This window comes from Corynebacterium sp. ACRPZ (assembly GCF_022346205.1).
GTDB classification, from domain to species: Bacteria; Actinomycetota; Actinomycetes; order Mycobacteriales; family Mycobacteriaceae; genus Corynebacterium; species Corynebacterium lehmanniae.
The window spans coordinates 99209-124828 of record NZ_JAKRMR010000001.1 but is presented as its reverse complement, the minus strand read 5'-3'; the positions used below and the strand labels follow the sequence as shown (position 1 = coordinate 124828).

Genomic DNA, 25620 nt, shown 5'->3' with positions numbered 1-25620 from the left:
GCTTTAGTGTCGTCGATAAGCGGGAGCAGGGGGCTGCCGCACGACACCTAGGGGGGACCCATGCGATTTGATACCTACGAGCTGTACTACCTGGACACCTACGACGAAGAAGCCGCAGACCTCGCCGACGACCTCGGGATCGAGCAAGACGACCCGTACTTCGACGAGGACATTGCCATCCACCTCGACGCCGACTACGTCATCGACACCGGCCTGAAAGTCGCCGTGATCGTGCACGACATCGACACCCACGAGGTCGAACTCGCAATGCTGCAGCCCGGCAGCCCGCAGGCGCCCGAGTGGTACTCACCGGAGGACGCCGCGAACGTGGTCGCCGAGCTCGGCCGCATCCTCGTCGCGCTCGATGACAAAACCGTGAAGATCGTTGACCCGCAGGACCCCGCGTTCGCGCTGAAGCGCCGCGCGTCGTTCGAGGCAGAGGACATGTCCACCGCCACGCTGGCGATGGTGCAAAACTCGCAGGACAACGCGCTCTACACCACGTTCTGCATCGAATTTCGCCCGAACATGAACTCCGATTTCACGTTCCCGGTCGCAGTATTCGCGTTCGACCCGCGCGAGGGCAAGCTTTCGGGGCACATGCTCATCGACGACAACCCGTTCGCCCCGCCCACCTTCAACCGCGCCCAGAAGAAGATCGTGGCGCGCAGGATCAACGACATCCTCGAGTCCATCCACGCGGCCATGCACGAAGATCGCACGATCAGCCCGTTTAAGAACCTGGGCCCGCAGTTCCGTTCCGAAGGCCTGCCGTCGATGGAGGCGGTGGACACCCACCACGCCATCGACCAGGCTATTGCGTACCTCGAGCAATGGTGGGATGAGCGGGCGTCTTAGAAACGCTCGTTGGGCACGATGATCGCGCGGCCGGCGACTTGGCCGTCAACGAGTTTCTGGTAGGCATTTAAGCCCTCATCCAGCGAGTATGTAGTGTACTGCGGCTCCAGGTGACCTTGCTGCAGTAGCGCGACCAGCTCTCCGAGCTCCGGCAGAGTACCCCAGTAGGTCTTCACCAGCTCGGCCTCGTACGGCTCCTTGTACCACTGCCAGCCGTAATCGCTGCCCGCGGCACCGAGGCCGACGATGGACACGCGGCCTTGCGTGGCCACGGATGTCATCGCGGTCTCCACAGTGGGGCCGATGCCGACCATGTCGAAGACGGCATCTACGCCCCGCCCACCGGTGAGCTCACGGATTTTCGCGGCCTGATCGTCGCCGGAAGCAACGGTGATCGCGCCGTACTTCTCAGCCTCGCGCAGCGCTTCTTCCTTGGTGTCTGTGGCGATGATCGTCGCGCCGGTCATGGCTTTGAGGATCTGCACTGCCAGCAACCCGAGCCCGCCAAGGCCGATCACCAGCGCGGACGAGCCAGCCTTGTTCAGCTTCGGCAGCGCCAGTTTGATGGCGTGGTACGGGGTCAAACCGGCATCGGCAAGCGCGGAGGCCTTCACTGGGTCCGCATCTCCCAGCGGCACGAGGTTGCGCGCCGGCACGACGACGTACTCCGCCATGCCTCCGTCACGACCCAAGCCAATGCCCAGGTAGCCGACCTGGGCGACGTTTTCGCAGAACGTGTCCTGGCCGATCATGCAGAACCGGCAGTAGCCGCAGCCGACCGGACCGTAGACCACGTACGCGGCGCCGCGCTCGATTCCGTCGACGCCTTCACCGATCTCGTCCGCCCAGCCTGCGACTTCGTGGCCGAGGGTGAACTGCGGCGCGCACAACGGGTTTGTGCCCTCGACGAAGTCGTTGAACACGGCGACGTCGGAGTGGCATGCGCCCGAGGCGGCGACTTTCAGCACCACTTCGCCGGGGCCGGCGGTGGGCTTGTCTACGTCAACGAGCTGCGGGAATGTTTGGTAGTCGGTGTAGCGGATGGCCTTCATGGGCGGGGCTCCTTTGGTCGTCGATAGGCAACCTGCCCCACCCAGCGTAACTACGGAAGCAGTCCTTGGCTGTGTGCCCAGCCGAACCCGGCCGCGCCGAGGCCGATAAGGCCCAGCAGCACACCAATCACAATCGCCAGGGGCGACTCGGAGCTGCCGGAGGGCTTTTCGCTAGGGCGCGGCTCCGCCTTCTTCTGCGTAGGCGCCGGCGCGGGCGCAGGTTTCGCCGTCGCAGTCGAAGTCTCCACCTTCGCGGCCTTCAGGCGCTGGCGGGCGAACGTCTTCAGGTTCTCGTCCGCGTCGGAGGCAAGGACCTCCTTAAGCACCTTGTCCATCTCCTCCGGGGTGTATTCGAGCGCGGAAACGTTGAAGGTGTCGTCGAAGACCTGGGCGCCCTCAGAGTTGGACACGGTGACGTGCAGCGGCACCACCGGGTTGTCGATGAACACTGCCGGGGAGACCTCGATATCCACCGGGGTGATGTAGTTCGAGTCGCCCTTGGCAAAGTAGCTGTCCTTGAACTGACCGACGCCGTAGTCCGCGACGACGGTGAAGGTGTCGTCGGTGGAGCCCAAGTTGCGCAGCTCACCCTTGATGATGTTGGTGTCCGCGTGAGTGATGATGCCGTTGTCGTTGTTGAGGCGGCGGGCAAGGCTGAAGCCCACCTTTCCGTCGTTCTTGCCGGTCGCGGCTGCGGCGGAGATCAGTTCGTCGACTTCGGCTCGCTCCTCGTCGGCGAGCACGTCCGGGGCGTCGGGAGCGTCGATGGCGTCGTCGTAGTCGCGCACGCCCTGGCCAATGAACTCGGTCTTGAACAGCAGGTTGTCCCAATCCGACGGGATGACGTAATCGAAATCGCTGTCTTCCGGCTTGTAACGCGACTTGTCGTCGGCGTTCGGGATCCTCTCGGAAGTACGTACATCCTGGTCGGAGAAGTTGAACTCGGAGAACTGGTAGGCGTAGCTCATGGTGGACTTGTAGGAGCCCAGCCAGTCGTATCCGGGGCGGTAGAACTCCACCGACGGGTCCTTGGTGTCCACGAAGCGCACGAAGCGCTGGGCGGTGTTGTCGCGGGTTTCGCGGCCCCAGTGCATCAGCCCCAAGGTGTGGCCGAACTCGTGGAGGATGGTGTTGCGCAGAAGCTCGTCGCTGTTGGTCACGTCGCCGGAGACGAAGAAGGTGGAACCGTTGACCTGGCCCAAGCCGGTGACATTTCGCTTGGCACCTTCGTCGAAGCGGGTGCCGATCAGCGCGGAGCGGAACACAGAGCGGCGCGCGCCGAGCAAGCGGTCTGCTTGTTCTTCCAGCTTGGCGTTTCGCCCGTAGTCGTCCAGGCCGCCGAAGTACTCGGCGGTGTAATCCTCCGTCGCGCCGCCCTTGCGCTCGTCGGCGGTCATGCTGGCCATGGATTCGCTGACATAGCTCTTACCGGCGTCGATGTGCAGGTTGATCCCGTTTTGATCGAAAAGGTCTTCCAGCTCTTTGAACAGCGACGGGTTCGGCGCGTAGCTCTTGGTGTTCGCGGTGGCGCAGGCGGCAAATTCGGCGAAATCATCGAGGGTGGCGGCGAAGCGTTCGGAGCGGTCGCAGCCGATCGTCTCCCACTCGGACTTCATCCAGTTGACCTGCAGGAACAAGTCTTTGCGGTCGGGGTCTGCACCCCAGCGGTGGATGGGCAGGTACGTGCCGTCGGCAAGCCTGAGCCCCTCGGTCTCCCAGGAGTCGCGCAGCCCATCGCCGTCGGTGTCGAGGGCAGATTCTTGGGTGCTGATTGCCACGGACATACCTGCGCTTATCGACGCCCCCGGAGCAACCGTGCGCTCCCACCTCGCCGCCTGGTGCTTTGCGCCGTCGTTTGCGCCAGAAAGGGCCGCCGCCTTGGTCGCACCCGTGGCCGCGGTGTCCGGTGCGGTAAAGCGGACGTCGGTGATGTAACCGCCGGACTTCGGCTGCACCACCACGCGGTCGCCGTCCTGGTTAGCCGTAATACCTTCGGCAAAAGGCACGACGTTGGCCAGGTCAATGCCCACCTCCGCCGCAGTTTGGCCCGTGTTTTTCACGGTCACGGTGGCATCTACTTGGCCGCCGTCGATGCGGTAGGTCCGCGTGATCAGGAAGTTGGTCTGCTGCAGTGTGTAAGTGAGCACGTCGGCGGTGCCGTCGGTGGTCACTTTCGGCTTGGCAAACAGGTCGGGAACCACCACGTCGCCGTTGGTGCGCACCTCCATGGAGGTATCGAACTGGTGGTTGTCCGCCTGGGACGCGGGGTGCGAATAGTCGAACCGGCCAGTGCCACGCGGGGTGATGAAGCCGTTGACAAACGGCTCGGTGGGGTTGGAACGGTTCACTGTCGCATCCGGCTGGGTAGTGCCGAGCGTGACTTTCGCATCCGCTACCGGCGCCATGGGCGCCACGGTCGCCGCGAGTGCAGCGCACAAGGACACTGCCAGGGTTTTCTTCGAAATATTCATGTCAATGTCCTTTTCTAAAATCCGTAGTGCTTCAGTTGCGCCCGAATGGCGTCCTGATTGAGGAAGGCCGCGTACCCCACACCCGCGATCATCGCGAGCAGGCCGAGCACCACCGCGATCCATCCTCCGGAGGCCGACGAGCCGTCCGACGATCCGGCCGACGAACCGATGGACGAGCCGTCGGACGAACCCGAGGACGTCCGGTTCTGCTTTACCGCCGGGGCGGGCGTGTCGGTGGCGGTAAACGCGTACTCCACAATCTTCGTCGAGCCGTCCGGGAACGTCACCTTCATCGGCACCTTCAGCACGGTGCCCACCGGCACGTCGCTGTTCGGTTTCGCGGTGAGCTCGCCGGTAGCCCGGTCGTAGAACACTTGCCAGCCGTCGTGGTCGAACTCCGCCAGCTTGGCGTTGTGGTTGAGCCCGGTGCGCACGGTCGCGGCTTCGCCGACTTCAGCGGTCACCCCAGCCACTCGCGGGGTGAAGCGCGCCGCGTCCGAGGCCGCCGTGACCTGCGCGGTGATCTCCTCGGTGCTGCCGTCCGCGTAGCGCACGCGCACCGTCACCGTGTAGGGGGTGTCCAGTTGCGCGTCGGCGGGAAGCTTGATTTTCAGCGAGCCAGTTCGCCTATCGACGCCCACGTTCCGCAGCCCCCCACCATCAACCACAGCAAACGTGGTGCCAGCCGGCACGGAACCGCTCAGCTTCACGGTCGCGGTGCCGCCAGGCGCTGCCGACACATCGGCGTACGAGGGGGAATGGGCGGCGGAGAGGGCGGAGCTCGTCGATACGCGAACGCTCGCAGTAAGTTCTGCGGACGACCCGTCGGCGAAGTACGCGATGACCGGCACCTTCACCTCACCCTGCTGCGGCGCGAAAACGCGCAGGTTGCCGGTGTGCTCGTCCACTATGGCGACCCAATCGCCCAGCGGCTGCGAGCGATCCACCTCGAACGTGGTGCCCTCCGGCAACACCGCGGCGCCGGTGCGCAACACAGTGATGCCTTCGCCAGGAGGCACAGACAAGCCTTCCTCGTAGCCCAGCTCGGTGGTGTCCGCGAGAAACGGATCGCCGATTTCCACCTCAGCGATGTAGGTGCGGGAAGAACCGTCCGGGAACGTCACCTTCACCGGAATCTTGCGGATGCCGGGTGCCGCGTCCTTCGGCGGGGTGAAGGTGAGGCGGCCGTTGTTATCGACGCGAACCCAGTCCGCATAGGCCGGGTCCACAACGAAGCGGGTGCCCTCCGGGAGGCGGCGATCAGCGTAGACGAACGGGCCGTCCGTAACAGTCGCGCGCGGACGGCCTGCCTGACGCGTCGCCCCCGCCGGCACCGGGATCAGCGGGAAACGCACCTCGTGCTGCTGCGCCATCGGGGTGGGCTCATCCACCTCGACGGTAATGGTGTGGGTCTCGCCCGAATCGTCCTGGACCTCGACGCGGTACTCGCCCGGTTCGGCGTTGCGCGGCGGCCTAGCGACGACCGTGCCGTCCCCCTCCACCGAAATCCAGCTCTCCTCTGCCGGAAGCTCAGTGGTGGTGCCGTCCGGCTTAACCTGCGTGACAGTGCTGGTGCGGAAGTTCGGCGGTGTTGTGGTGTCGCCAGTACGAGTTGGTGCGGTGACCTGGGTCTGGCCGGGTTTGACCACCACACGGTCCCAATTGAACTGGGCCTTCGGCTTTTCCGGGTTGACTACGAAGCCGGGCAGCTGGACCTGCTCCCCCGCCTTTACGGTCACGTTGGCGGGCGGCGGGGCGACGTGGCCTTCGGGGACGTTGACGGTGACCGTGTAGTCGCCCGGCGGCAGATCGGTGAGCTGGAACTTCCCGTCCGCGGCGACCGGGACGGAATGGGTCTTGCCACGTGCGTCGCGAGCCGTCACCGTGGCACCCGGCACCGCCTTGCCAGCTGGGTCGGTGACTTTGCCGGCCACGGAACCGACCTTCGGCGCCGGCTTCGGCGTCGGGGTCGGCCGTGTCGTCAACCTCGGCATTTCCGAAGTGGTCGGTGCGGGTGCGGAAGTCGTCGGTTTCGGGGTCGGGGTTGGGGCTGAGGTCGTCGGCTTCGGGGACGGTTTCAGCGTCGTGGACGTCGGGGGTGGTGTCGGCTTCGAGGTCGTCGGCTGAGCAGACGTCGTGGGCGACGGCTTCGGTGCCGGTGCTGAAGTCGTCGGCGACGGCTTCGGCTCCGAGGTCGTCGGCTGGGCAATCGTCGTCGGCGACGGTTTCGGAGTCGTCGGCTGAACAGACGTCGTCGGCGACGGCTTCGGCTCCGAGGTCGTCGGCTGAGCAGACGTCGTCGGCGCGACCGGGTTTGGAATTAGCTTCACATCAACCGACGGCGTCGAACCATCCGGCTTGACCTCAACCGACGACGGCGCCTCAACGGTGTAACCATCCGGACCATCAACCACCACCGGCTGATTACCAGCAGGCACATCCTCAACGGTGTAGGAACCATCCGGGTTCGTCGTCGCCGACTTACCACCAATGGTCACCGTCACACCACCGACACCATTGCCATCGGCATCAGTAATCTGACCAGACACCGCAGAATCATTCAGCGTCAGCTTCACGTCTACAGAGTCAGTCGAACCATCCGGCTTGACCTCAACCGACGACGGCGCCTCAACGGTGTAACCATCCGGACCATCAACCACCACCGACTGATTACCAGCAGGCACATCCTCAACGGTGTAGGAACCATCCGAGTTCGTCGTCGCCGACTTACCACCAATGGTCACCGTCACACCACCGACACCATTGCCCTTGTTGTCAGTAATCCGACCAGACACCGGCGAATCATTCGGCGTCAGCTTCACGTCCACAGAGTCAGTCGAACCATCCGGCTTGACCTCAACCGACGACGGCGCCTCAACGGTGTAACCATCCGGACCATCAACCACCACCGGCTGCTCACCAGCAGGCACATCCTCAACGGTGTACGAACCATCCGAGTTCGTCGTCGCCGACTTACCACCAATAGTCACCGTCACACCTGCAACTCCGCCAGACGGATCAGTCACTCGACCAGACACGGTGCCAAACTGTTGCTTTTCGTTGACATACTGTTGCCCGATGTTGTTGTCGCGCTGGTCGTTCACTACAACGCCGGAGACCGGTTTCTCCTCGGTCGTTGTGGTCTCGCCGATGAGCAGGGCGTGTGTGCCCGCCGGAACCTTCGCCACCGTGAAGTTACCGCCCTGGTCCGTGGTGGCCTCGCGGCCAGCAATCGTCACTTTGGCGCCTTGAACGGGGGTCTCGGATGCGTCGAGAACCGTCCCGCTCACGGTGATCGGGTAGACGTCGAAGTCGGGGGCTGCAAGGCCCTCAGCAGCCTCCCACGTCTTTGGCTCCGGGGTAACAAAACCGGCCGGTGGAATCACGTTGATTTCCATCGTGCCCGAGGGCGACGGCACCGCAATCTCATAGGTACCGTCGGCTTGCACTGGAGAAGTGAAGGTCTCGGCGCCCTGGCGGATCTCCACCATCGCCTGCTTGTACTCATCCGCGGTTGCCTCGTGCATGGTTACTGAACCGCGGATGTCGGCGTTGACGGTGGGGCGAGTAAACCGCGCACCGCCGCCGCGCAACGGCGTGGGGTACTGCGCGCCCTTACCCGGCGCGAAGAGGGCCAGTCGCTCGCCCTGGCCAACCTCCACTCCTGGGAGCTCATACGTGATGCGGATGCTCGGATGCCCCGACGTGGAGGTGCTTTGGGTGCGGCGCGCAGTCACGTCATAGGAAGCAAGGACCTGGGTGCGTTTCATGTGGTCCACGCGGTATTCGGCGACCTCGGGGATGCGCGTGAACACTGGGTCGTCGGCTGGTGCCTCTTCCCTCGGATTGGTGCTGTCTGCCGGCACAAAGTCGATGCTCACGGTGCGCACGGTCATCGCCGATTCGAAGAACACGGACGCTTCCCAGTCGCCGTTGAGGTTGTTCACGGAGCCGAAGCTAATGCCCGGCTGCTGCGTCGGCGCGATCTGCGCGTGTGCGACCGACCCCGCGGGGCCAAGCGGGATTTCCGCCGCACCGCCCGCGAGCGCCAACGCTGTGGCCACCGCGGTGATTCGTTTTGCGCGCACACGACCATTACCGGGCAGAGACATGCGGGCTCCCAACTTTTTCAACGCTCGAACACGGCCAGAACACAGCAAAACGCTACCACTCAGTTGTATGCCCTATCCAACATTACATACGCCGAGGGTGCGCGCACGCGAGTACGCTCAGCGGAGGTTGCCGAGCACCGGTAACGTATGCGGAAATGTGCGTAAAGAAAGGCGGGAATTAGTGAAGATTGCAGTTCTGGGCGGCGACGGATTCTGTGGCTGGCCCGCGTCCCTGCACCTTTCAGACCTCGGACACGAGGTCACGATCGTGGTCAACCTGTCGCGGCGCCGTATTGACGGCGAGCTCGGCGCGGAGTCGCTGACGCCGATCGCGACTATCGACGAGCGCCTGTCGGCCTGGAACGAGGTCTCAGGCAAAACGATCGGCTACGAAAACATCGACGTGGCCCAGGACTACGACGCACTGCTGGCCTTCCTCAAGGACTTCCAGCCGGACACGGTGATCCACTTCGCCGAGCAGCGCGCCGCGCCGTACTCCATGAAGTCCCCGCGCAACAAGCGCTACACCGTGGACAACAACGTCAACGCCACACACAACCTGCTCACCGCGATCGTGGAGACCGGCCAGGACATCCACGTCGTGCACCTGGGCACCATGGGCGTCTACGGCTACGGCACCGCCGGCATGAAAATCCCGGAGGGCTACCTGGACGTGCAGGTGGACGCGGGCGAAAACGGCATTGTGGAGCAGCAGATCCTCTACCCCACTAACCCGGGCTCGATCTACCACATGACCAAGGTGCTGGACCAGCACCTGTTCGCGTACTACGCCAAGAACGACGAGCTGCGGATCACGGATCTGCACCAGGGCATCATCTGGGGCACCCACACCCCGCAAACACTTCGCGACGAACGCCTGATCAACCGCTTCGACTACGACGGCGACTACGGCACCGTGCTCAACCGCTTCCTCATGCAGGCGGCGATCGGCTACCCGCTGACCGTGCACGGCACCGGCGGGCAGACCCGCGCGTTCATCCACATCCGCGACATGGCGCGCTGCATCCAGCTGGCGGTGGAGAACCCGCCAGCGCGCGGCGAGCGGGTGAAGATTTTCAACCAGATGACGGAGACGCACAGGGTGCGGGATTTGGCGGAGCTCGTCGCAAAGATTGCGGACGCGGAGGTGCAGATGGTGCCCAACCCGCGCAAGGAGTCCGCGGAAAACGAACTCTACGTGGTCAACGACGCTTTCCTGGACCTCGGCCTAGAGCCGACGAAGCTGGAAGAAGGCCTGCTCGTGGAGGTCGAGGAGGTGGCGAAGAAGTACGCCGACCGCGCGGACCGCTCGAAGATCCCGGCGCGCTCGCTGTGGACCGCCGCGCAGTCCGCCGGCGTGCCGCAGGGCGAGAAGTAGATGCGCATCGCGCTGCTCACCGAGGTCTTCCTGCCCAAAATCGACGGCGTGGTCACCCGCACCACCCGCCACTTGGACCAGTTGGCGGCGCTCGGCCACGAGGTGCTTATCTTCGCGCCCGGTAACCCGCCCGCCGAGTACGCGGGCTTTGAGGTTGTGCCGATCCGCTCGCACAGCTTGAAGGTGTACCCGGAGGTCAAGCACGGCATGCTGGGGCCGAAGACCTACCGCCGCCTGCGCGGATTCAACCCGGACGTCGTGCACGCGGTCAACCCCATTTGGACGGCCGGCTGGTCCACGCTGGTGGTGGCTCGCCGCTTCCCGGTCATCGCGTCCTTTCACACGGACGTGCCGGAGTACTGCCTGAAGCTGGGCATTCCGTGGGTCAAGCCGATCGCCGAGTGGGGGCTGCGCACCTTCCACGGCCGCGCGGGGCTCAACCTGGTCACCTCGGGCCCGATGATGGACAAGGCGGCCGACTACGGCATCGAAAACGTGCGGCTGTGGCCGAAGGCGGTGGATACGGAAAGCTTCACCCCGGAAGCACGCACCCGAAAGATGCGCAGCCTGCTTTCCGACGGCCATTCGGACGACCCGCTGATCATCTTCGTCGGCCGCATCTCGGCGGAAAAATCCGTGGAGCGCTGTATCCCGATCGTTGAAGAGGTGCGCCGGCGCGTGCCCAACGCGCGCCTGGCTTTTGTGGGCGAGGGCCCGCTTTACGACGAGCTCCGCGCCACCCCGCCCGACTGGGCCACCTTCACCGGGTACTTGTCCGGCGCGGACCTGCACGCGGCCTACGCGTCGGGCGATGTGCTGCTGTTTCCCTCCACCACGGAGACCTTGGGCTTTGCGGCGTTGGAGGCGTTCGCGTCCGGCGTGCCGGTGGTGGCGGCGAAAGCTGGCGGCCTGCCGTTTGTGGTGGCGGACGGCGACACCGGTGTCTTGGTCGACCCTGCGGCACCGGACACAGCCTGGGCCGACCCGATCGAGGGTATTTTGACGCAGCCGGATCTGCGCGAGCGCATGTCCGCGGCTGGCCGCGCAGAGGCGGAGCGCTGGACGTGGCGCGCCTCAACCGAGACGGTGCTGGGCTACTACGAGGAGGTCATTCGAAGCGCAAGACGGTGACCTCGGCGGTCTCCCCGCCCGAGTACTCGCGGGTCTCGGCGCTCCCGCGCACCGTCGCCGCCGGGTCGATCTCCTGGTACGGCTCCACCCCCGGCCCGCAGGCGTCGACTTTGCGCGGGTCGAACCACTCGATCTCCGCACTGCCGCTTGCTATCACCCCGATGCCGGAGGCCGTCTCCCAGGCCTGGGAGTTGTCGTCGATGCCGGGCACGTCGTCCGGGTCGAAGCCGAGGCTCTGCGCTTCAGCCTTGTCCGTGTACGGGCAGAACACGTAGGCGCGCTCCACGTCCGGCCCCGCCACGTCCGCGACGGTGAAGTCCCCGGCGAGCGCGGCGTCCTCTAGCCCCAGCTCGGCGCCATGCGCGCCGCAGCCGGCCAGCACAAACACACTGGCGACGGCGGCGAATTTACGGTGCATGACCATGACTACTGGATCTCAGCCGGGTCCTTGCGCTCCGGGAACACACGCGGACGCACGCCAGCGATGTCCTCGACGACGCGGACCACCTGGTGGGAGTAGCCGTACTCGTTGTCGTACCAGACGTAGAGCACGAGGTGGTTGCCGGAGGCGATGGTGGCCAGGCCGTCCACCACGGAGGCGTGGGTGGTGCCGAGCAGGTCGGTGGAGACGACCTCCGGGGAGTTGATGTAGTCGATCTGCTGGCGCAGGTTGGAGTGGGTGGACACGCGGCGCAGGAAGTTGTTCACCTCATCCTTTTCCACTTCCTTGTCCAGGTCCAGGTTCAGCACGGCCATGGACACGTCCGGGGTGGGCACGCGGATGGCGTTGCCGGTGAGCTTGCCCTCGAACTCCGGAAGCGCCTTGGACACGGCCTTGGCAGCACCGGTCTCGGTGAGCACCATGTTCAGGCCGGCGGCGCGGCCGCGGCGGTTGCCCTTGTGGAAGTTGTCCGCGAGGTTCTGGTCGTTGGTGTAGGAGTGGACGGTCTCGACGTGGCCGTGCTTGATGCCGTAGCGGTCGTTGATCACCTTGAGCACCGGGGTGATGCCGTTGGTGGTGCAGGACGCGGCGGACAGGACGCGCTCGTCGCCGATCATGTCCTGGTTGATGCCGTAGACGATGTTCGGGATGTCGCCCTTGCCCGGCGCGGTGAGCAGGACGCGGTCCACGCCCTTGGACTCGAGGTGCTTGGACAGGCCGTCGCGGTCGCGCCACGCGCCGGTGTTGTCCACCACGATGGCGTTGTCGATGCCGTAGGCGGTGTAGTCGATCTCAGACGGGTCGTTGGCGTAGATCATCTGGATCGGGGTGCCGTTGGCCCAGATGATTTCCTTTTCCTCGTCGACGGTGATGGTGCCGTTGAAGGCGCCGTGCACGGAGTCGCGGCGCAGAAGGGACGCGCGCTTGATGATGTCGATGTCGCCCTTCTTGCGCACCACCACAGCGCGCAGGCGCACGCCGCCGTACATCGCCTCGCGGGCGATCAAGATGCGGGCGAGGAGACGGCCGATGCGGCCGAAGCCGTAGAGCACGACGTCGCGGGCCTCGAGTTCGGAGGAGGTGCCGATGACGTCGGCGAGCTCGCGGTCGAGGAAGGCACGCAGGTCCTTCTCGTCGGAGTGCTTGAACTCCTTGGCCAGGCGACCCAGGTCGATCGACGCGGTGCCGAGGTCCATCTCCACGAGTTCGCGCAGGATCGGCAGCGTCTCGTCGAGCGCGAGTTCCTTTTCGTCGATGCGGCGGGCGTAGCGGTGCGCCTTAATGATGTCGATGTCGGTGACACCCACCAGCAGGCGGCCGTAGACCGAGGTCACCGCATTGTGCTCGCGGTGCAGGCGGCTGATCAGCGGCAGCATCTCCTGCGCGAGGGTGAGCTTGTGGTTCCATTCGTCGCGGGGGTTGGTCGTTTCGGTCAACGTCGCTCCTTTTGCATGTGGGAATCGGGGGCAATTTTCTTACCCGTAATCGCCCCCTTACTGTAGCGCCTGCGCGAACCCGCCGGGCAAGGATCCCCTAGCGTGTGTTCACTTTAATTTCATCTCGGAGGTTTAGCCTCGGCAGCGGCCTTGTCCCCCTGTAAGGAGCCCGCTTCCCATGTCCATATTTTCCCGTCGTGCTGTATGTGTAGTCGCAGCTGCGTCTGTAGCTGTCAGCAACGTTGCGGCTGCCAGCGCCGATACCGCGACGTACTATTCCACAAAGCAGCCCTACTTCCCTGCCGGAACCATCGACAGTTACAGCAAAGCCCCCGAAGGTTTTCAGCAGATCTACACGAGCTCGGTCAACCGCCACGGATCGCGAGGGTTGTCTTCATTCAAGTACGACGACCTCGCCGGCCAGATGCTCACCGCCGCGAAAGAACGCGGTCAGCTCACGGAACTCGGCGAACGCCTCATCCCGCAGGTCGAGGCGATGAGCAAAGCTAACCGCGAACTGACTGGCCCGGGTGAAGGCGGCTACGGCAACCTCACTGCCTTCGGTCGCGCCGAGTTGAACGGCATCGGCGAGCGCAACGCGCGGCGCAACGCGGAACTGTTCGACGCTATCGACCGCGAAAAGCACTCCATTAGTTTTCTGTCCTCCGGTGAGGACCGCGCGATTGAATCCGGCTGGTACTTCGGCAAGGGCCTGCTCGAAACCAATCCGGAACTTACCGACAACCTCACGTACGGTGCGGCCGACGGCCATGTAGAGCTCGAGCCCCGCCGAGACCTCCTCTACGCGCACAAGGACAAAACTGCGCCGAGCTACGAGGCATACAAAGCGTGGGCCGACGGCGACGTACTCGAAGAAAAGGTGGAGCAAGCCTACGCAAAACCCGCATCCCGCGAGGCGGCCACGAGCCTACTGGGAAAGATTTTCGCGCCGGAATTCATCGACGCGATCGATAACGGCACCCTGACGTTCGTCGGCGTTGAGAAGAAAGACAAGACCGTTGAGGGCATTGTTGATGCCGCCCTGCAGTTCTACAACCTGTACATCATTGCCCCAGCCATGGAGGAAGAGCCGGCGAAGCCCGCCGAAGGTTGGATCTTCGACGAATACATGGATGAGTCCGACGGCCCGACATTCGCATACCTTCTCGATGTCGAGGACTACTACGAGAAGGGCCCAGCCATTGAGGGCCAGACCGTCTCTTACGACAACTTCGCGCCACTGCTCGACCACATGCTCGCCGGTGTGCGCGAGCGCGCTGAGGGCGGTGACACCGCGGCCGAGTTCCGTTTCGGCCACGCGGAGACCATCGTTCCGCTAGCGGCGTTATTGAAACTGCCGGGCTCGGAGAAGGGCGTGCCGGCGAACCAGGTCATGGACTACTCCAACTCCTCGTGGCGTGGCGACAAGGTCACGCCGATGGGAGCGAACATTCAATGGGACGCGTTCCAAAACGACAACGACGACACCATTGTCCGGATGCTGTACAACGAGGCCGAGGTTCCGTTCCACTCGGGCTGCGTGCCTATCGAAGAAGGTTCGATGTTCTACACGCTCGATGAGCTTGAAGACTGTCTCCCGCTTGGCTCAACCTCAGACCACACAAAGGCCCGCCTCACCGAGACCGCGACGCCCGTTCCGGCGCCAGAAACGTTGTCCAGCAAGATGGGCGCGCCCGAAGTCATCGCGATTGCCGTCGCGGCCTTCTTCTCGGTCTGGGCCCTGCTTGGCCTTGGTGGTGAGGCTGTTGCGCGGCTGATGCCTTAATAGCGCAGGACGTCCCGGTACTTGCCGGGTTCCGGCTGCGGGGCGAAGTTCGGGGACTGGTCCTTGTCCACGAGCACCGCGCGTACCCCCTCTGCGAAGTCGGGTTCGCGGGTCATCATGGCACCCAAGCGACGCTCGTTGTCCAGCGCCCCGGCGAGGTCCTGCGAGGCGTTCGCGGCGAACAGCTCGGCGGCTGCGACCAGGGACGACGGCGAGGCTTTAGCAGTCAGCTTTGCGACGAGCTCCGCCAACTCCCCGTCCAACTTGCCCTGAATCTCAGCCCAGGAACCCTGGAACGTGGGCTCGATGGCGTCGTAAAGCGATGAAAGCTCCGACTCCCCCGGTGCGATGGCGACCGAGTCCAAGAAGCCGGGGCCTTCGGCGACGATGCCGTCGAGCACCCCGTCCAGCGAGGCGACCTTGTGCGTGGCCAGGCCGGTGGCCAGCATGTCGTCGGGGGTAAGCCGGTAGCCGGTCAACCCCAAAAAGGTGCCCAAGCTTTGCGACGGCACCTTCGGCAGATGCTGCAGCAGCCACGACATCCCGACGTCGGTGACGTAGCCGATGTTCATCTCCGGCATGGAGGCAAAGGCGTCTTCCGTGACCACCATGTGCGAGCCGTGGGCGGAGATGCCCATGCCGCCGCCCATGATCACGCCGCCACACAGCGCGATGTAGGGCTTGGGGTAGTTCGCGATGTCCAAGTTCATGGCGTACTCGTCGGCGAAAAACGCGTCGACCTCGTCGTCGCGGCCCTCGAGGATGCCGTCGCGGGCCGCGCGCACATCGCCGCCGGAGCAGAAGTGCTTGCCGGAGGATTGGACGACCACCTGCTCGATGGCGTCGTCGTCGCGCCACTGTTTCAACGCGGCGTCCATGGCGCGGGCCATCTCGGGGCTCAGCGAGTTCAACGCCTTCGGGCGGTCCAGGGTGATCACGCCGGTGGTTTCGCGTACTTCAGTCTTGATCAGATCGGTCATGCTTCCCCAGTGTTCCACATCACACCGGTAGTGTGGGGGCAATGCGGACACCTCGGTTGATTGCGTTGGACATGGACGGCACACTCCTCGACGGCGACGGGCAGGTGCCGGACGCGTTTTGGCCGCTGCTGGAGACCGCGCGCTCGCGCGGGGTGACCCTCGCGCCGGCGTCGGGGCGCCAGCTGGCCACGTTGCAGCAGATGTTCCCGGATTGCGAGAACTTCATCGCGGAAAACGGCGCGGTGGTGGCGCGCGGCGGCGAGGTGGTCTCCACGAGGGTGTCAGGAAGTTTGTGTGTGAGGCTCTGATCTAGAAGGAGTTTCACCGATAATGACTACGGTGTCACCGAAGAAAAACCATGACCCGGCAAAGGCCAACGAGATCAGCGAGAAGCTGATGGAAAATCCTGAGCTTGCCAGCTTGATAAGCGAGCTGTCGACCTCCGCTGATGATGCCAGCGAGCTGGTCAAAGGCCTACTGCAGGCATCGATCAACGCTGGTCTACAGGCGGAGATGGATGCGCATTTGGGCTACGGCCATTCCGACCGCAAAACCAAAGCCCAGGTGGAAACCGCGCAGAGCAGCAATCACCGCAACGGGTCGTATACCAAGACCGTCAATTCTGGCTACGGCGCAGTGGAAGTGACCGTGCCCAGGGATCGTGCCGGCACGTTTGCTCCGAAGATGGTGCCCAAGGGTGCACGCCGACTGACTGAGCTCGATGACATGATCGTCTCGCTGTACGCCGGCGGGATGACCGTGCGTGATATTCAGCACCATCTCGCAACCACGCTCGGGGTGGATATGAGCCCGGATACGATCAGCACCATTACCGATGCGGTGTTAGACGAGGTCATGATCTGGCAAAACCGCCAGCTTGACGAGTTTTACCCGGTGATCTTCCTCGACGCGCTACGCGTCAAGATCCGTGACGGCCACCGCGTGGTCAACAAGTCCTGCTACATGGCGGTTGGTGTCGACATGGACGGCATCAAGCACATCCTGGGATTGTGGATCGCGGAAAATGAAGGCGCTGCATTCTGGGCATCGGTGTGCGCGGACCTGGCCAACCGTGGTGTCCAGGACGTGTTCATCGTGTGCTGCGACGGGCTCAAAGGCCTGCCGGAAGCCGTGGAGGCAACCTGGCCGAATTCCATGGTGCAAACCTGCATTGTGCACCTGATTCGGGCTGCGAACCGGTGGGTGTCCTACCAGGACCGCAAATCTGTCTCCCGGGCGCTGCGTGAGGTCTACACGGCCGCCAACGAAGACACCGCGCGTGCCAGCTTGGATGCGTTCGAGGCCAGTGAACTCGGCCGGAAATACCCGCAGTCGGTCAAAGTCTGGCGCGACGCCTGGGAGCGGTTCGTGCCGTTCCTGCAGTTCCCGCCGGCGGCACGCCGGGTGCTCTACACCACCAATTCGATCGAATCGCTCAACGCTGAACTGCGTAAAGCTACCCGCAACAGGGGCCAGTTCCCGAACGATACTGCGGCGCTGAAGACGCTGTGGCTGATGATCTGCAACATCGAAGACAAGCGCGCCGCCCAGCGAGCGAAGAAAGCAAAGCGCGACGTTGAGTGCAACGGCTATATTGAAGGAGCGACAGCCACCGGGTGGAAACAAGCCATCAACCAACTAGCCGTGGCTTACCCCGACCGATTCGCGGACTACTTGTAAACCAAGCCCCCGCACACAAAGAATCGGACACTCTCGGTCTCCACCACCGCCCTACCCCTGGATGCTGCCCGCAACCTCATCGCAGCGCTTCCCGACGCACCATTTCCCGCCCACACCGTCATCTGTGCACCAGAAGTGGCCGCCACCCTCCCGCTGCCACCGGCCATCGACGCCGAGGTAGACAAGTACTACGCCTCCCGCACAACACTGGCAGCACTCGGCGACCACCCCACCCCCGTGATCAAAATCGCCCTCTACGTCGAAACCGACGCCGAACGCGACGCCCTGCCCTGGGTCCGCGAACACGCCCCCGAGCTGCGCGCTGTAGTCAGCGGCAAACACTGGCTAGACATCATGCACCCAGACGCCGACAAAGGACACGCACTCGAAGCGCTCGCCGACACGCTGGGTATCCCCCTTGCACAGACCTCAGCATTCGGCGACTTCCTCAACGACTACGGCATGCTTCGCGCCGCCGGCTACGCCGTCGCCATGGAAAACGCACACCCCGACCTCAAAGCGATCGCGGACGAGGTGATTGGGTCAAACGGGGACGAGGCGGTCGTCGATAAGCTTGCGCAATGGCTGAAATGATCGACTTCACCCAACCCGCCGACGTCGTCGCACCGCAGTTGCTGGGGTGCCTCATCACCCACAACGGGGTAACCGTGCGCCTGACCGAAGTCGAGGCATACCTCGGCGACGACGACCCCGCCGCCCACACCCACAACGGCAAAACCGCCCGCAACGCCGCCATGTTCGGCCCACCCGGCAGGCTCTACGTCTACCTCTCCTACGGCATCCACCACAACAGCAACATCGTCTGCGCACCCGAAGGCGTCGGCCAAGGCTGCCTCATGCGCGGCGGCGAAATCATCGCCGGCGAAGCACTCGCCCGCAAGCGGCGACAACGCCCCGACCGTGCCATAATCCCGTTTGAAAACCTCGCACGCGGGCCAGGCAACCTCGGCCAAGCGCTCGGACTGGGGTTAGGCGACAACGGCACCCCCGTTCACCTCACCCCACGCGACACCGAACCCGAATGGGTCGCAGGACCGCGCATCGGGATCTCCAAAAACAAAGACGCCCCGTGGCGGTTCTGGATCCCCGGCGACAAAACCGTATCCACACCACGCGGGCGCCCGAAGCGGATCAACCTTTTGGGTGATTGATTAAAGGTTAGGCTTACCTATATTCTCAATCTGCAACTAAGGGTACCCTACCCTTCATTCCTAGATTGGAGAAGCAGATGACCATGGCCGCCCCCACTGACCAGCGACTGTCGGCCGCACTCAAAGACCAGACTGCCACTGCGCACTCCAGCGCCGAGAATTCCCCCTTCATGTCGAGCCTTGGAAAAGGCGAGCTGGACCGGGCAGCCGTAGCAGAGCTGACAGTGCAGTACTTCCACATCTATTCGGCACTCGAAGCTGCGGTACGCCGCGCCGCTTCCCACCCCGCGGTGGCGCAGATCGCCGACGAGCGCCTCGAGCGCGTGCCCGCCCTCGAAGCCGATCTCACCGCCATGCTCGGTGCCGGCTGGAAGGAAACCACCGCCCCACTCGATGCCACGAGGCGCTACGTTGCCGAACTCGAGGCGCTCACCCCGGACTCCGGCCCGGAAGTCATCGCCCACCACTACGTGCGCTACCTCGGCGACATTGCCGGCGGACAGGTGCTCGCACGCGTGTTCCAGAACGCGTACGCACTGCCCGACGAGGCATTGCACTTCTACAACTTCTCCGCGGTAGGCAAGATCCCACACTACCGCGCGCACTACAAGGAAGCGCTCGACGCGATACAGCTTAACGACGAAGAGCGCGCACGAATCATCTCCACCGCCCAGCACGTTTTCGCCCTGAACCAGGCAGTGTTCCAGGACCTTTCGACCCACGCCGGCTAGGCCGGGGCTCACTAACGCCTGTCAACGTAAGCGATCGCACCCCAGATCGCCCCAGCCGCCACGAACGCGGTGAGCACTCCGCCGGTGAGCGTGAACTGCGCAGGCACCAGAAACAGCACTAGCACTGCCAAGCAAACAATCAACCCCCAAGCCACCGCGAGGACGATCCCCGCGCGTTTGCCCAGTCGAGCACTGGCATCGCGGCCCTTATGCGAGGGCAGTGACGAAAGCCCGAGAACCGCAGCCACCAACGCCACGCTCGCAGGGAACGCCACCCAGATGCTTCCGGTACCCGCCCCAAACGCGATCACACCTGTGATCAAGGCGATCAGGGCGCGCTCCCAGGTGACGAAGTGCACAGCGCCGCCTTCATATGTGCGCGGCAATCGCACACCGACAGGTCGAATGAGTTTGGTAGCAGGTCCCGTCTGTTGCGCCATCACGACAACCCCTTTCAACATTATGCAAACCTAACCTTACTTAGGTAAGGTTAGCCTACCTACTTTTCGCTATTTCGCACCTCGAGGCAACCATGAATGTTCGCACCCACCTCGGCGCAGTCGCTTGCGCGAGCCTGATCGGCTTTACCGCCACCATGTTCGGCGCCGCGCCTGCGCTTCTTCCTCTCGCGGCGGCCGAAGAGCCTGCCAGCACACACCGCAGTGTCTCAGCGGGAACCATGCAATGGGGGGTGCGCGAATCGTTCAGAAAATACATCGAAGGTCCCATAGCCCACGGCAGCATTTCGGTCGGTGGCGGCGCACAGCGCTCAGGCGACGGTTTCACGTTCGACGCCAAATCCTCGGCACTGACTTCAGCCTCGGCCGGCGAAATCAGCTTCCAGGGTGAGGTCCATTTCACCGGACACAACGGCGCGCTTGATATGACGCTGCGCAACCCCACAGTGGTGGTCAATGGCACTCAAGCCGAACTGCGGGTGGATTACGCTTCGCGGAAGTACGAGGGCATGAACTCGACCGGCCCGGTGCGCGAAGGCACCCAAGAGCTGCTCGCCACCATCGCGCTCAACGCCGCCCCGGATTTCTCCGCACAAACAACGACCATCGCAGGCCCCACCTCCCTCACCACAACCGGTGCGGAGATCTTCGGTGGCTTCTACGAGGTGGGCGCTCCACTCGACCCGGTCACAATTGAGCTATCGCTTAACGACGCCTCCGGCCCCGCCCCACAGCCCAAAGAGGGCGGCGGCACCTCCGGCGCAAAGAGATCGGGCGCCACCTCCGGCCCGGCCCGCCTCCTCGGCGAGATCAACGACACCCTGGAAGAACTCAACGCGATGTTCGCCAACACTGAGACACTGCTGCGCAGCGGTGAGTCACTGCATCGCCGGGTACTTCCGATGCAGGAAGGCACGAGCCCTGCACCAGCGGCCAACAGCGGCGCCCCCACGTCCAATGCCTCCCGAACGGGAGGAACCTCCAACGCAACGAACAGTCCAGCGAACGTCAACCCTGGCTCCGTCCCCGCGACACCAGCCGGCGCGCCGAAGGTGAGTGGCGGCACGAACACCGGTAATGCAGCAAAACCCACTGGTGCGGCACCTGCGGGTGGCGCCAGCGACAGCGGGATCTGTGACTCGAGCGCGTCTCGTGGGATTGTCAGTTCCGAGGCCCAGTGGGGCATTCGCCAATCTTTCCGCACGTACATCCGCGGCAACATCGCGAAAGGACGCTGGGAACTCAAAGGCGTCGGCGACGACGGCAACGCGTTCACGTTCTCCGGCAATTCCGGCGCGGTGGACACTGCCGCACGCTCCGGTTCCATCCTCTACCCCGGCACCATCCACTTCACCGGCCACGAAGGGGTGTTAGACACCCGCTTTTCCAATATGGAGATCCAGTTCAGTGGCGATTCGGGCCAAATCGTCATCAATGTTTCGTCGAATAGCACTGATGGCAAGGCGAATGATTTCGGCCGCATCGCGATCGCCAACTTATCCTTCAGCGAGCTGAGCGTCTCCGATTCCGCGGTGTCCGGCTCCGCGCAGGCGACGCTCACCCAAGTCGGCGCGGAGGCGTTCGGCCAGTTCTACCCCGCTGGGGCCCCACTCGACCCAGTGAGTTTCAGCGCTCGCCTCGGCAACACGGCGAACTGCCGCGAGGGGCAGGGTGGAGCCTCCTCGGAGTCGTCGACAGGCAAAGGCGGAACCGCAGGTGACGCTGCGGCGCTGAAGCGCGGCGGCACGGCAGGAGCCCAAGCGAAGCTGAACTCAGGGACGACCCCCGAAAACGCAAAAGGCAGCGTGTTCGACGAGGTAGAAGGTACAGATGCCGTGGAATCCGCCAAACAGCCCGAAGGCGGAAAGTTCCAGATCAAAAACTCCGCGGCAGGCGACGGCGCCGGCAGCGGAGGCTGGGACGACTCAACGGTGGCCAAACTCCTGCTTCTGGTGGCCTCGCTGCTCGGCGCCGGTGGCGCGCTGACCAGGTTTATTGCGACCGGATAAAACCGGATAGAAAAGGAAACTCTCAATGAAGCTTTGGAAAACACCCCTCGTCTGCGCGGTCGCGGCGGCCGTGGGTCTGTCGCTTGGAGGTTGCGCCAGCTGGGACAACCCCGTGCAAACCGAACAAAAGGCGCTTTCGCAGTCGCTCGCAACCGGAGCCGACCCGCACCAGGCTGAGGGCGTCGCGATGGTATCGGAGATTTCCGAGGTAGAACCCGTCGAAGCGGAGCGCGAAACTGCGCTGCCCGTCGAACTCACTGACGCCGACGGCCACGACGTCACGGTCACCGACACCTCCCGCATCCTCGCGCTCGACCTCTACGGCACCTACACAAAGACGCTCCGCGGTATCGGGTTGGCGGACAACATTGTCGGTCGCACGGTCAGCTCCGCGGAACCCTCGCTTTCTGACCTTCCCGTGGTCACCGAAAACGGTCACTCACTAAACGTGGAGGCAATACTGAACTTGCGCCCGACGTTGGTCATCGTGGATCACTCCGTCGGTCCGAGCGAGGCCATCGACCAAATCCGCGCGGCGGGCGTGACCACCGTCGTCATGGAGCCGAAACGGACCATGGCATCAATGGGAGAGGACATCATGAACGTGGCCTCCGTCGTCGGGGAGCCAGAAGCGGGCAAACTCCTCGCGGAACGAAGTGAAAAAGAGGTGCAGCAAGCTCTCGAAGCGATCAAACAGGTCGTCCCGAAACAGCCGCTGCGCATGTCATTCCTGTACGCGCGCGGGACCGGCGGCGTGTTCTACCTGCTCGGCGGCGAAGACGGCACCAAGGACCTCATCGAGGCGCTCGGCGGCGTTGACGTGAACACTGAAAACGGCATCGGCAACGCTTCCCCCGCCAGCCCCGAAGCGCTCACCCAGGTCAATCCGGAGGTGTTCGTCATGATGAACGGCGGGCTGCAATCCACCGGCGATATCGAGGGCCTGCTTCAACGACCCGGTGTCGCACAGACGACCGCCGGCCAGCACAAGCGCGTGCTTTCACTTCCCGACGGCGACTCGCTTGCGTTCGGCCCCCAAACCGGGGAACTTCTGCTGCGCGCAGCCCACGCCCTGTACGGGGAGGGGCAGTGACATCTTCCGCCGAGGTGTTTCACGCCCGCCGCCGCGGCCGTGTGGCGCTGTTCACGACCGTCAGTGTGCTACTGGTGGCGACAGCCATCGGCTCGATCATGGTTGGACAGTTCGAGCTTTCGGTCCGTGAGCTGTGGCCGATTCTCCAGGCCGGTCCGCTGTCCGCAACCTCTCTGGAAGCGTCCGTGATCTGGCAGATCCGACTCCCCCGCCTGGTGCTCGGTCTGTTCGTCGGTGCCGCGCTGGGCGTCAGCGGGGCGCTCATGCAGGCAGTCTTCGCCAACCCGCTCGCGGAGCCGAGCGTGATCGGCGTGAGCACCGGCGCGGGCGTCGGGGCCGCCGTCGCGCTCGTCTTCGGGCTCACCACTTTCGGCACGATGACGGTGCCCGTCCTTGCCTTTATATCTGGGACCCTTGCAACCGCGGTGGTGTACTTCCTCTCGCGAGTCGGCGGCAAGGTTCGCGTGCTCAACCTGATCTTGGTGGGTATCGCGGCCAACGCTATCTGCGGTGCCATTATTTCAGTGCTCACTTTTATGGCCCCCACGACCGCGCGAGAGCAAATCATCTTTTGGCAGATGGGCACTCTCTCGGGCGCGAACTGGGCGCAAACGGGCGCAGTGACAGGCGTGGTCATCGTGTCACTGACGCTGGCGATGCTGTTAGGCAGCAAGTTCGACCTTCTCGCACTCGGCGACCAGGCCGCCTACCACGTCGGGCTCAATGTCACACGCCTGCGAATGGCGGCGATCGTGCTGTCGACGCTGCTCACCGCTGCCGCTGTCTCGTTTGCGGGACTGATCGGGTTTGTGGGTCTTGTGGTGCCGCACATCGTGCGCACTGCGGTAGGCCCTTCCAATAAGGTGCTGCTCCCCGCTTCAGCTCTCGGTGGGGCACTTTTGATCGGTGCCGGCGACATTCTCGCCCGCACAATCATCCCCTTTGCAGACCTACCGATTGGCATATTTACCGCGCTGATCGGTGGGCCAACATTCTTCTTGCTGCTGCGGCAAATGATACGAAAGAACCACCAGATATGACTGTTACCGCACGTGGCGTCACTGTGCAGAAGCAAAACCGCACGATTCTTAACCAAGTCGACCTGCACGCAACCGCCGGCCAGGTCACCGGGCTTATCGGCCCCAACGGAGCCGGAAAGTCGACCCTGCTGTCGGCCTTGGCGGGTGACATTCAGCTCGCGCACGGAGTGGTCGAGGTGGCGGGCAAGGATGCGTCGGAAAGCACAGCCTCCGAACTCGCGCGCACGCGCGCTGTCATGCTCCAAGACGTCAGCGTGGCGTTTTCCTTCCTCGTGCGCGATGTCGTCGAAATGGGCCGCCACCCCTGGGGCCGTGGGCCGGACGATGCGGCGATCGTGGATGCGGCGCTCGACGCGACGGGGATCACCCACCTACAGGACCGCGAGATTGCGACGCTGTCCGGCGGAGAGCGAGCCCGCGCAGCCTTCGCGCGGGTGCTCACGCAGCAAACGCAGGTCGTGCTTCTCGACGAACCAACGGCAGCCATGGACGTTCACTTCCAAGAACAAACGATGGGAGCCGTTCGCGCGCTTGCGCGTCGCGGTGTGACAGTCATCGTCGTGTTGCACGACCTACAGCTCGCGGCGCGATATTGCGACCGCGTCGTGTGCCTTAAGGCGGGCGAGATTACAGCGGCAGGCACCGTTGACGAAGTGTACAACGACGCGATTCTCAGCTCCGTCTACGACTGGCCCATCACCGTGTTGCGAAGCAGTGGGCGGATCCTAGTGGCCCCCGACGAGGCGGGTGAACCCGTCTCCGGACTCTGGTGTCCAGCCCCAGCTCCCCCCACCCCTTGAAAAAGTTAGGGATACCTTGCTAAGGTTAGCCTACCCTATCCAATCGGTGCGATGTTACATCCACCACACCAACTCACCGAAAGGCTTCATCAATGTCCCGCACCACCACCCTCGCGGCCATCACCGCCACGGCCATGATCTCGACTGCATTCGCCACCCCCGCTGCCTTCGCGGATGCGCCAACCATCGAGTCGGGAAATGCGCACTGGAACATCAAGGAATCGTTCCTGCGCTACGTGCAATCCCCGTTCGTCGCCAGCACCATCACAACCACAGAAGGCGCGGAGAAGGTGCTTCGCGACGGCAAGCTTGCTGACTTCGCACTTCCGGTCAATGCCGCCGACTCCGCCCTCGATGCCAACGGCAACGGCACCATTGACCTCAACGGCGCCATTTCGATCGAGGGCCACCACGGCGCTATGGACATCAAGATGTCCGACTTCAAGATTGTGGTCAACGGCACGAAGGGCGTCCTGCAGGCGGATTACGTGCGCAAGGGCGCAATGCCGGGCTCTGAGCCCACCACCGCCACCGGAGACGACAAGCCGATCGCAGAGTTCGAGGTCACAGATGCGCTGAAGCCCGGCAAGGACAACAAGTTGTCTGCGACGTTCACCCCGACCAAGCTGACCGAGTTCGGCGTCGACATCTTCGGCTCGAGCTACGAAGTCGGCAAGCCATTGGATGACTCGAAAGTCGCCGTCAACCTCGCATTCAAGGCCCCGAAGAAGGAGCCGAAGCCGACTGACCCGAAGCCGACTGACCCGAAGCTGATTGACCCGAAGCCGACTGACCCGAAGCCGACTGACCCGAAGCCGACTGACCCGAAGCCGACCGGTGAGGACGGCTCGAGCACCGGCGCAATCGTCGGCATTGTCATGGCGGTTATCGCAGTGCTGGGCGGCCTGGGCTTTGCGGCGACTCAGCCTTCGGTCCAGAAGCTGATTAACCAGTTCATGGGCAAGTAGCGTCCATGTGCAAGGCGCGATTG

General features: G+C 63.8%; 20 protein-coding genes and 1 pseudogene. 14 read left to right on the top strand and 7 right to left on the bottom strand.

The genetic code is table 11. The annotated features are described in order from the left end of the window. Positions 1 to 60: 60 nt before the first annotated feature. The gene (locus MHX64_RS00620; protein ID WP_239355629.1) at positions 61 to 858 is read left to right on the top strand and encodes a hypothetical protein; all 798 of its coding nucleotides are present in this window, start codon (positions 61 to 63) and stop codon (positions 856 to 858) included. Here MHX64_RS00620 and MHX64_RS00615 read toward each other — a convergent pair. Genes MHX64_RS00615 through MHX64_RS00605 form a run of 3 tightly spaced genes read right to left on the bottom strand, consistent with a single transcriptional unit; the run spans position 855 to position 8493 of the window. Further along, positions 855 to 1910 (bottom strand): NAD(P)-dependent alcohol dehydrogenase, encoded by a 1056-nt coding sequence (locus tag MHX64_RS00615; RefSeq protein WP_239355630.1) that lies wholly within the window; start codon positions 1908 to 1910, stop codon positions 855 to 857. The two genes, MHX64_RS00620 and MHX64_RS00615, sit on opposite strands and share 4 nt — an antisense overlap. Before the next feature lie 50 nt (positions 1911 to 1960). Beyond that, entirely contained in the window at positions 1961 to 4381 is a 2421-nt protein-coding gene (locus tag MHX64_RS00610) for a hypothetical protein (protein WP_239355631.1), read from the bottom strand. A gap of 14 nt (positions 4382 to 4395) precedes the next feature. Continuing rightward, entirely contained in the window at positions 4396 to 8493 is a 4098-nt protein-coding gene (locus tag MHX64_RS00605; protein WP_239355632.1) for a carboxypeptidase regulatory-like domain-containing protein, read from the bottom strand. A 181-nt stretch (positions 8494 to 8674) separates the two neighbouring features. Here MHX64_RS00605 and MHX64_RS00600 point away from each other — a divergent pair, with 181 nt between their 5' ends. Beyond that, positions 8675 to 9871, top strand: coding sequence for an NAD-dependent epimerase/dehydratase family protein (locus tag MHX64_RS00600; protein ID WP_239355633.1), 1197 nt, complete (start codon positions 8675 to 8677; stop codon positions 9869 to 9871). Further along, positions 9872 to 11002 (top strand): glycosyltransferase family 1 protein, encoded by a 1131-nt coding sequence (locus tag MHX64_RS00595; RefSeq protein ID WP_239355634.1) that lies wholly within the window; start codon positions 9872 to 9874, stop codon positions 11000 to 11002. Here MHX64_RS00595 and MHX64_RS00590 read toward each other — a convergent pair. Both MHX64_RS00590 and MHX64_RS00585 read right to left on the bottom strand, forming a co-directional pair. Next, the gene (locus MHX64_RS00590) at positions 10980 to 11420 is read right to left on the bottom strand and encodes a hypothetical protein (RefSeq protein ID WP_239355635.1); all 441 of its coding nucleotides are present in this window, start codon (positions 11418 to 11420) and stop codon (positions 10980 to 10982) included. The two genes, MHX64_RS00595 and MHX64_RS00590, sit on opposite strands and share 23 nt — an antisense overlap. An 8-nt stretch (positions 11421 to 11428) precedes the next feature. Beyond that, positions 11429 to 12820, bottom strand: coding sequence for a glyceraldehyde-3-phosphate dehydrogenase (locus MHX64_RS00585; protein WP_239355715.1), 1392 nt, complete (start codon positions 12818 to 12820; stop codon positions 11429 to 11431). Between the two features lie 448 nt (positions 12821 to 13268). Here MHX64_RS00585 and MHX64_RS00580 point away from each other — a divergent pair, with 448 nt between their 5' ends. Then, positions 13269 to 14666 carry a histidine-type phosphatase gene (locus MHX64_RS00580; protein ID WP_239355636.1) on the top strand — a complete coding sequence of 466 codons (1398 nt, stop codon included), beginning with the start codon at positions 13269 to 13271 and terminating at the stop codon, positions 14664 to 14666. Here MHX64_RS00580 and MHX64_RS00575 read toward each other — a convergent pair. Then, positions 14663 to 15646 (bottom strand): 3-hydroxyisobutyryl-CoA hydrolase, encoded by a 984-nt coding sequence (locus MHX64_RS00575; RefSeq protein WP_239355637.1) that lies wholly within the window; start codon positions 15644 to 15646, stop codon positions 14663 to 14665. The genes MHX64_RS00580 and MHX64_RS00575 overlap by 4 nt on opposite strands. Positions 15647 to 15687: 41 nt before the next feature. On the opposite strand from MHX64_RS00575, the pseudogene MHX64_RS00570 reads away from it, so the two are divergent. From MHX64_RS00570 to MHX64_RS00550, 5 genes and pseudogenes are all read left to right on the top strand, one after another. Continuing rightward, positions 15688 to 15924: pseudogene (locus MHX64_RS00570) on the top strand (HAD hydrolase family protein); the annotation flags it as partial. A gap of 52 nt (positions 15925 to 15976) precedes the next feature. Beyond that, entirely contained in the window at positions 15977 to 17326 is a 1350-nt protein-coding gene (locus tag MHX64_RS00565; RefSeq protein WP_239355638.1) for an IS256 family transposase, read from the top strand. Positions 17327 to 17461: 135 nt separating this feature from the next. Next, positions 17462 to 17920: an HAD hydrolase family protein gene (locus MHX64_RS00560; RefSeq protein WP_239355639.1), complete on the top strand. Its 459-nt coding sequence runs from the start codon at positions 17462 to 17464 to the stop codon at positions 17918 to 17920. Next, positions 17917 to 18498 (top strand): DNA-3-methyladenine glycosylase, encoded by a 582-nt coding sequence (locus MHX64_RS00555; protein WP_070472746.1) that lies wholly within the window; start codon positions 17917 to 17919, stop codon positions 18496 to 18498. The genes MHX64_RS00560 and MHX64_RS00555 overlap by 4 nt, the downstream gene beginning before the upstream one ends. Positions 18499 to 18581: 83 nt before the next feature. Then, positions 18582 to 19229: a heme oxygenase (biliverdin-producing) gene (locus MHX64_RS00550; protein WP_236883383.1), complete on the top strand. Its 648-nt coding sequence runs from the start codon at positions 18582 to 18584 to the stop codon at positions 19227 to 19229. 11 nt (positions 19230 to 19240) lie between these two features. On the opposite strand, the gene MHX64_RS00545 is transcribed toward MHX64_RS00550, so the two are convergent. Beyond that, the gene (locus MHX64_RS00545) at positions 19241 to 19588 is read right to left on the bottom strand and encodes a hypothetical protein (protein WP_239355640.1); all 348 of its coding nucleotides are present in this window, start codon (positions 19586 to 19588) and stop codon (positions 19241 to 19243) included. A gap of 173 nt (positions 19589 to 19761) precedes the next feature. Here MHX64_RS00545 and MHX64_RS00540 point away from each other — a divergent pair, with 173 nt between their 5' ends. From MHX64_RS00540 to MHX64_RS00520, 5 genes are all read left to right on the top strand, one after another. Continuing rightward, entirely contained in the window at positions 19762 to 21696 is a 1935-nt protein-coding gene (locus MHX64_RS00540; RefSeq protein ID WP_083290123.1) for an HtaA domain-containing protein, read from the top strand. A 25-nt stretch (positions 21697 to 21721) separates the two neighbouring features. Continuing rightward, complete coding sequence (locus tag MHX64_RS00535; RefSeq protein ID WP_181888046.1) at positions 21722 to 22789, top strand: hemin ABC transporter substrate-binding protein; 1068 nt, start codon at positions 21722 to 21724, stop codon at positions 22787 to 22789. Next, positions 22786 to 23829, top strand: coding sequence for an iron ABC transporter permease (locus MHX64_RS00530; protein ID WP_070421265.1), 1044 nt, complete (start codon positions 22786 to 22788; stop codon positions 23827 to 23829). Before MHX64_RS00535 ends, MHX64_RS00530 begins: the two co-directional genes overlap by 4 nt. Next, positions 23826 to 24629 carry a heme ABC transporter ATP-binding protein gene (locus MHX64_RS00525; RefSeq protein WP_239217340.1) on the top strand — a complete coding sequence of 268 codons (804 nt, stop codon included), beginning with the start codon at positions 23826 to 23828 and terminating at the stop codon, positions 24627 to 24629. The genes MHX64_RS00530 and MHX64_RS00525 overlap by 4 nt, the downstream gene beginning before the upstream one ends. A 92-nt stretch (positions 24630 to 24721) precedes the next feature. After that, positions 24722 to 25597: an HtaA domain-containing protein gene (locus tag MHX64_RS00520; RefSeq protein ID WP_239355641.1), complete on the top strand. Its 876-nt coding sequence runs from the start codon at positions 24722 to 24724 to the stop codon at positions 25595 to 25597. Positions 25598 to 25620 lie beyond the last annotated feature (23 nt).

Excerpts from the sequence above, each read along its gene's own strand:
- MHX64_RS00565 (WP_239355638.1), top strand. The coding sequence starts at position 15,977 with ATGACTACGGTGTCACCGAAGAAAAACCATGACCCGGCAAAGGCCAAC.
- MHX64_RS00590 (WP_239355635.1), bottom strand. The coding sequence starts at position 11,420 with ATGCACCGTAAATTCGCCGCCGTCGCCAGTGTGTTTGTGCTGGCCGGC.
- MHX64_RS00555 (WP_070472746.1), top strand. The coding sequence starts at position 17,917 with ATGATCGACTTCACCCAACCCGCCGACGTCGTCGCACCGCAGTTGCTG.
- MHX64_RS00540 (WP_083290123.1), top strand. The coding sequence starts at position 19,762 with ATGAATGTTCGCACCCACCTCGGCGCAGTCGCTTGCGCGAGCCTGATC.
- MHX64_RS00595 (WP_239355634.1), top strand. The coding sequence starts at position 9,872 with ATGCGCATCGCGCTGCTCACCGAGGTCTTCCTGCCCAAAATCGACGGC.
- MHX64_RS00610 (WP_239355631.1), bottom strand. The coding sequence starts at position 4,381 with ATGAATATTTCGAAGAAAACCCTGGCAGTGTCCTTGTGCGCTGCACTC.
- MHX64_RS00575 (WP_239355637.1), bottom strand. The coding sequence starts at position 15,646 with ATGACCGATCTGATCAAGACTGAAGTACGCGAAACCACCGGCGTGATC.
- MHX64_RS00535 (WP_181888046.1), top strand. The coding sequence starts at position 21,722 with ATGAAGCTTTGGAAAACACCCCTCGTCTGCGCGGTCGCGGCGGCCGTG.
- MHX64_RS00525 (WP_239217340.1), top strand. The coding sequence starts at position 23,826 with ATGACTGTTACCGCACGTGGCGTCACTGTGCAGAAGCAAAACCGCACG.
- MHX64_RS00585 (WP_239355715.1), bottom strand. The coding sequence starts at position 12,820 with ATGCTGCCGCTGATCAGCCGCCTGCACCGCGAGCACAATGCGGTGACC.
- MHX64_RS00550 (WP_236883383.1), top strand. The coding sequence starts at position 18,582 with ATGGCCGCCCCCACTGACCAGCGACTGTCGGCCGCACTCAAAGACCAG.
- MHX64_RS00615 (WP_239355630.1), bottom strand. The coding sequence starts at position 1,910 with ATGAAGGCCATCCGCTACACCGACTACCAAACATTCCCGCAGCTCGTT.
- MHX64_RS00605 (WP_239355632.1), bottom strand. The coding sequence starts at position 8,493 with ATGTCTCTGCCCGGTAATGGTCGTGTGCGCGCAAAACGAATCACCGCG.
- MHX64_RS00520 (WP_239355641.1), top strand. The coding sequence starts at position 24,722 with ATGTCCCGCACCACCACCCTCGCGGCCATCACCGCCACGGCCATGATC.
- MHX64_RS00620 (WP_239355629.1), top strand. The coding sequence starts at position 61 with ATGCGATTTGATACCTACGAGCTGTACTACCTGGACACCTACGACGAA.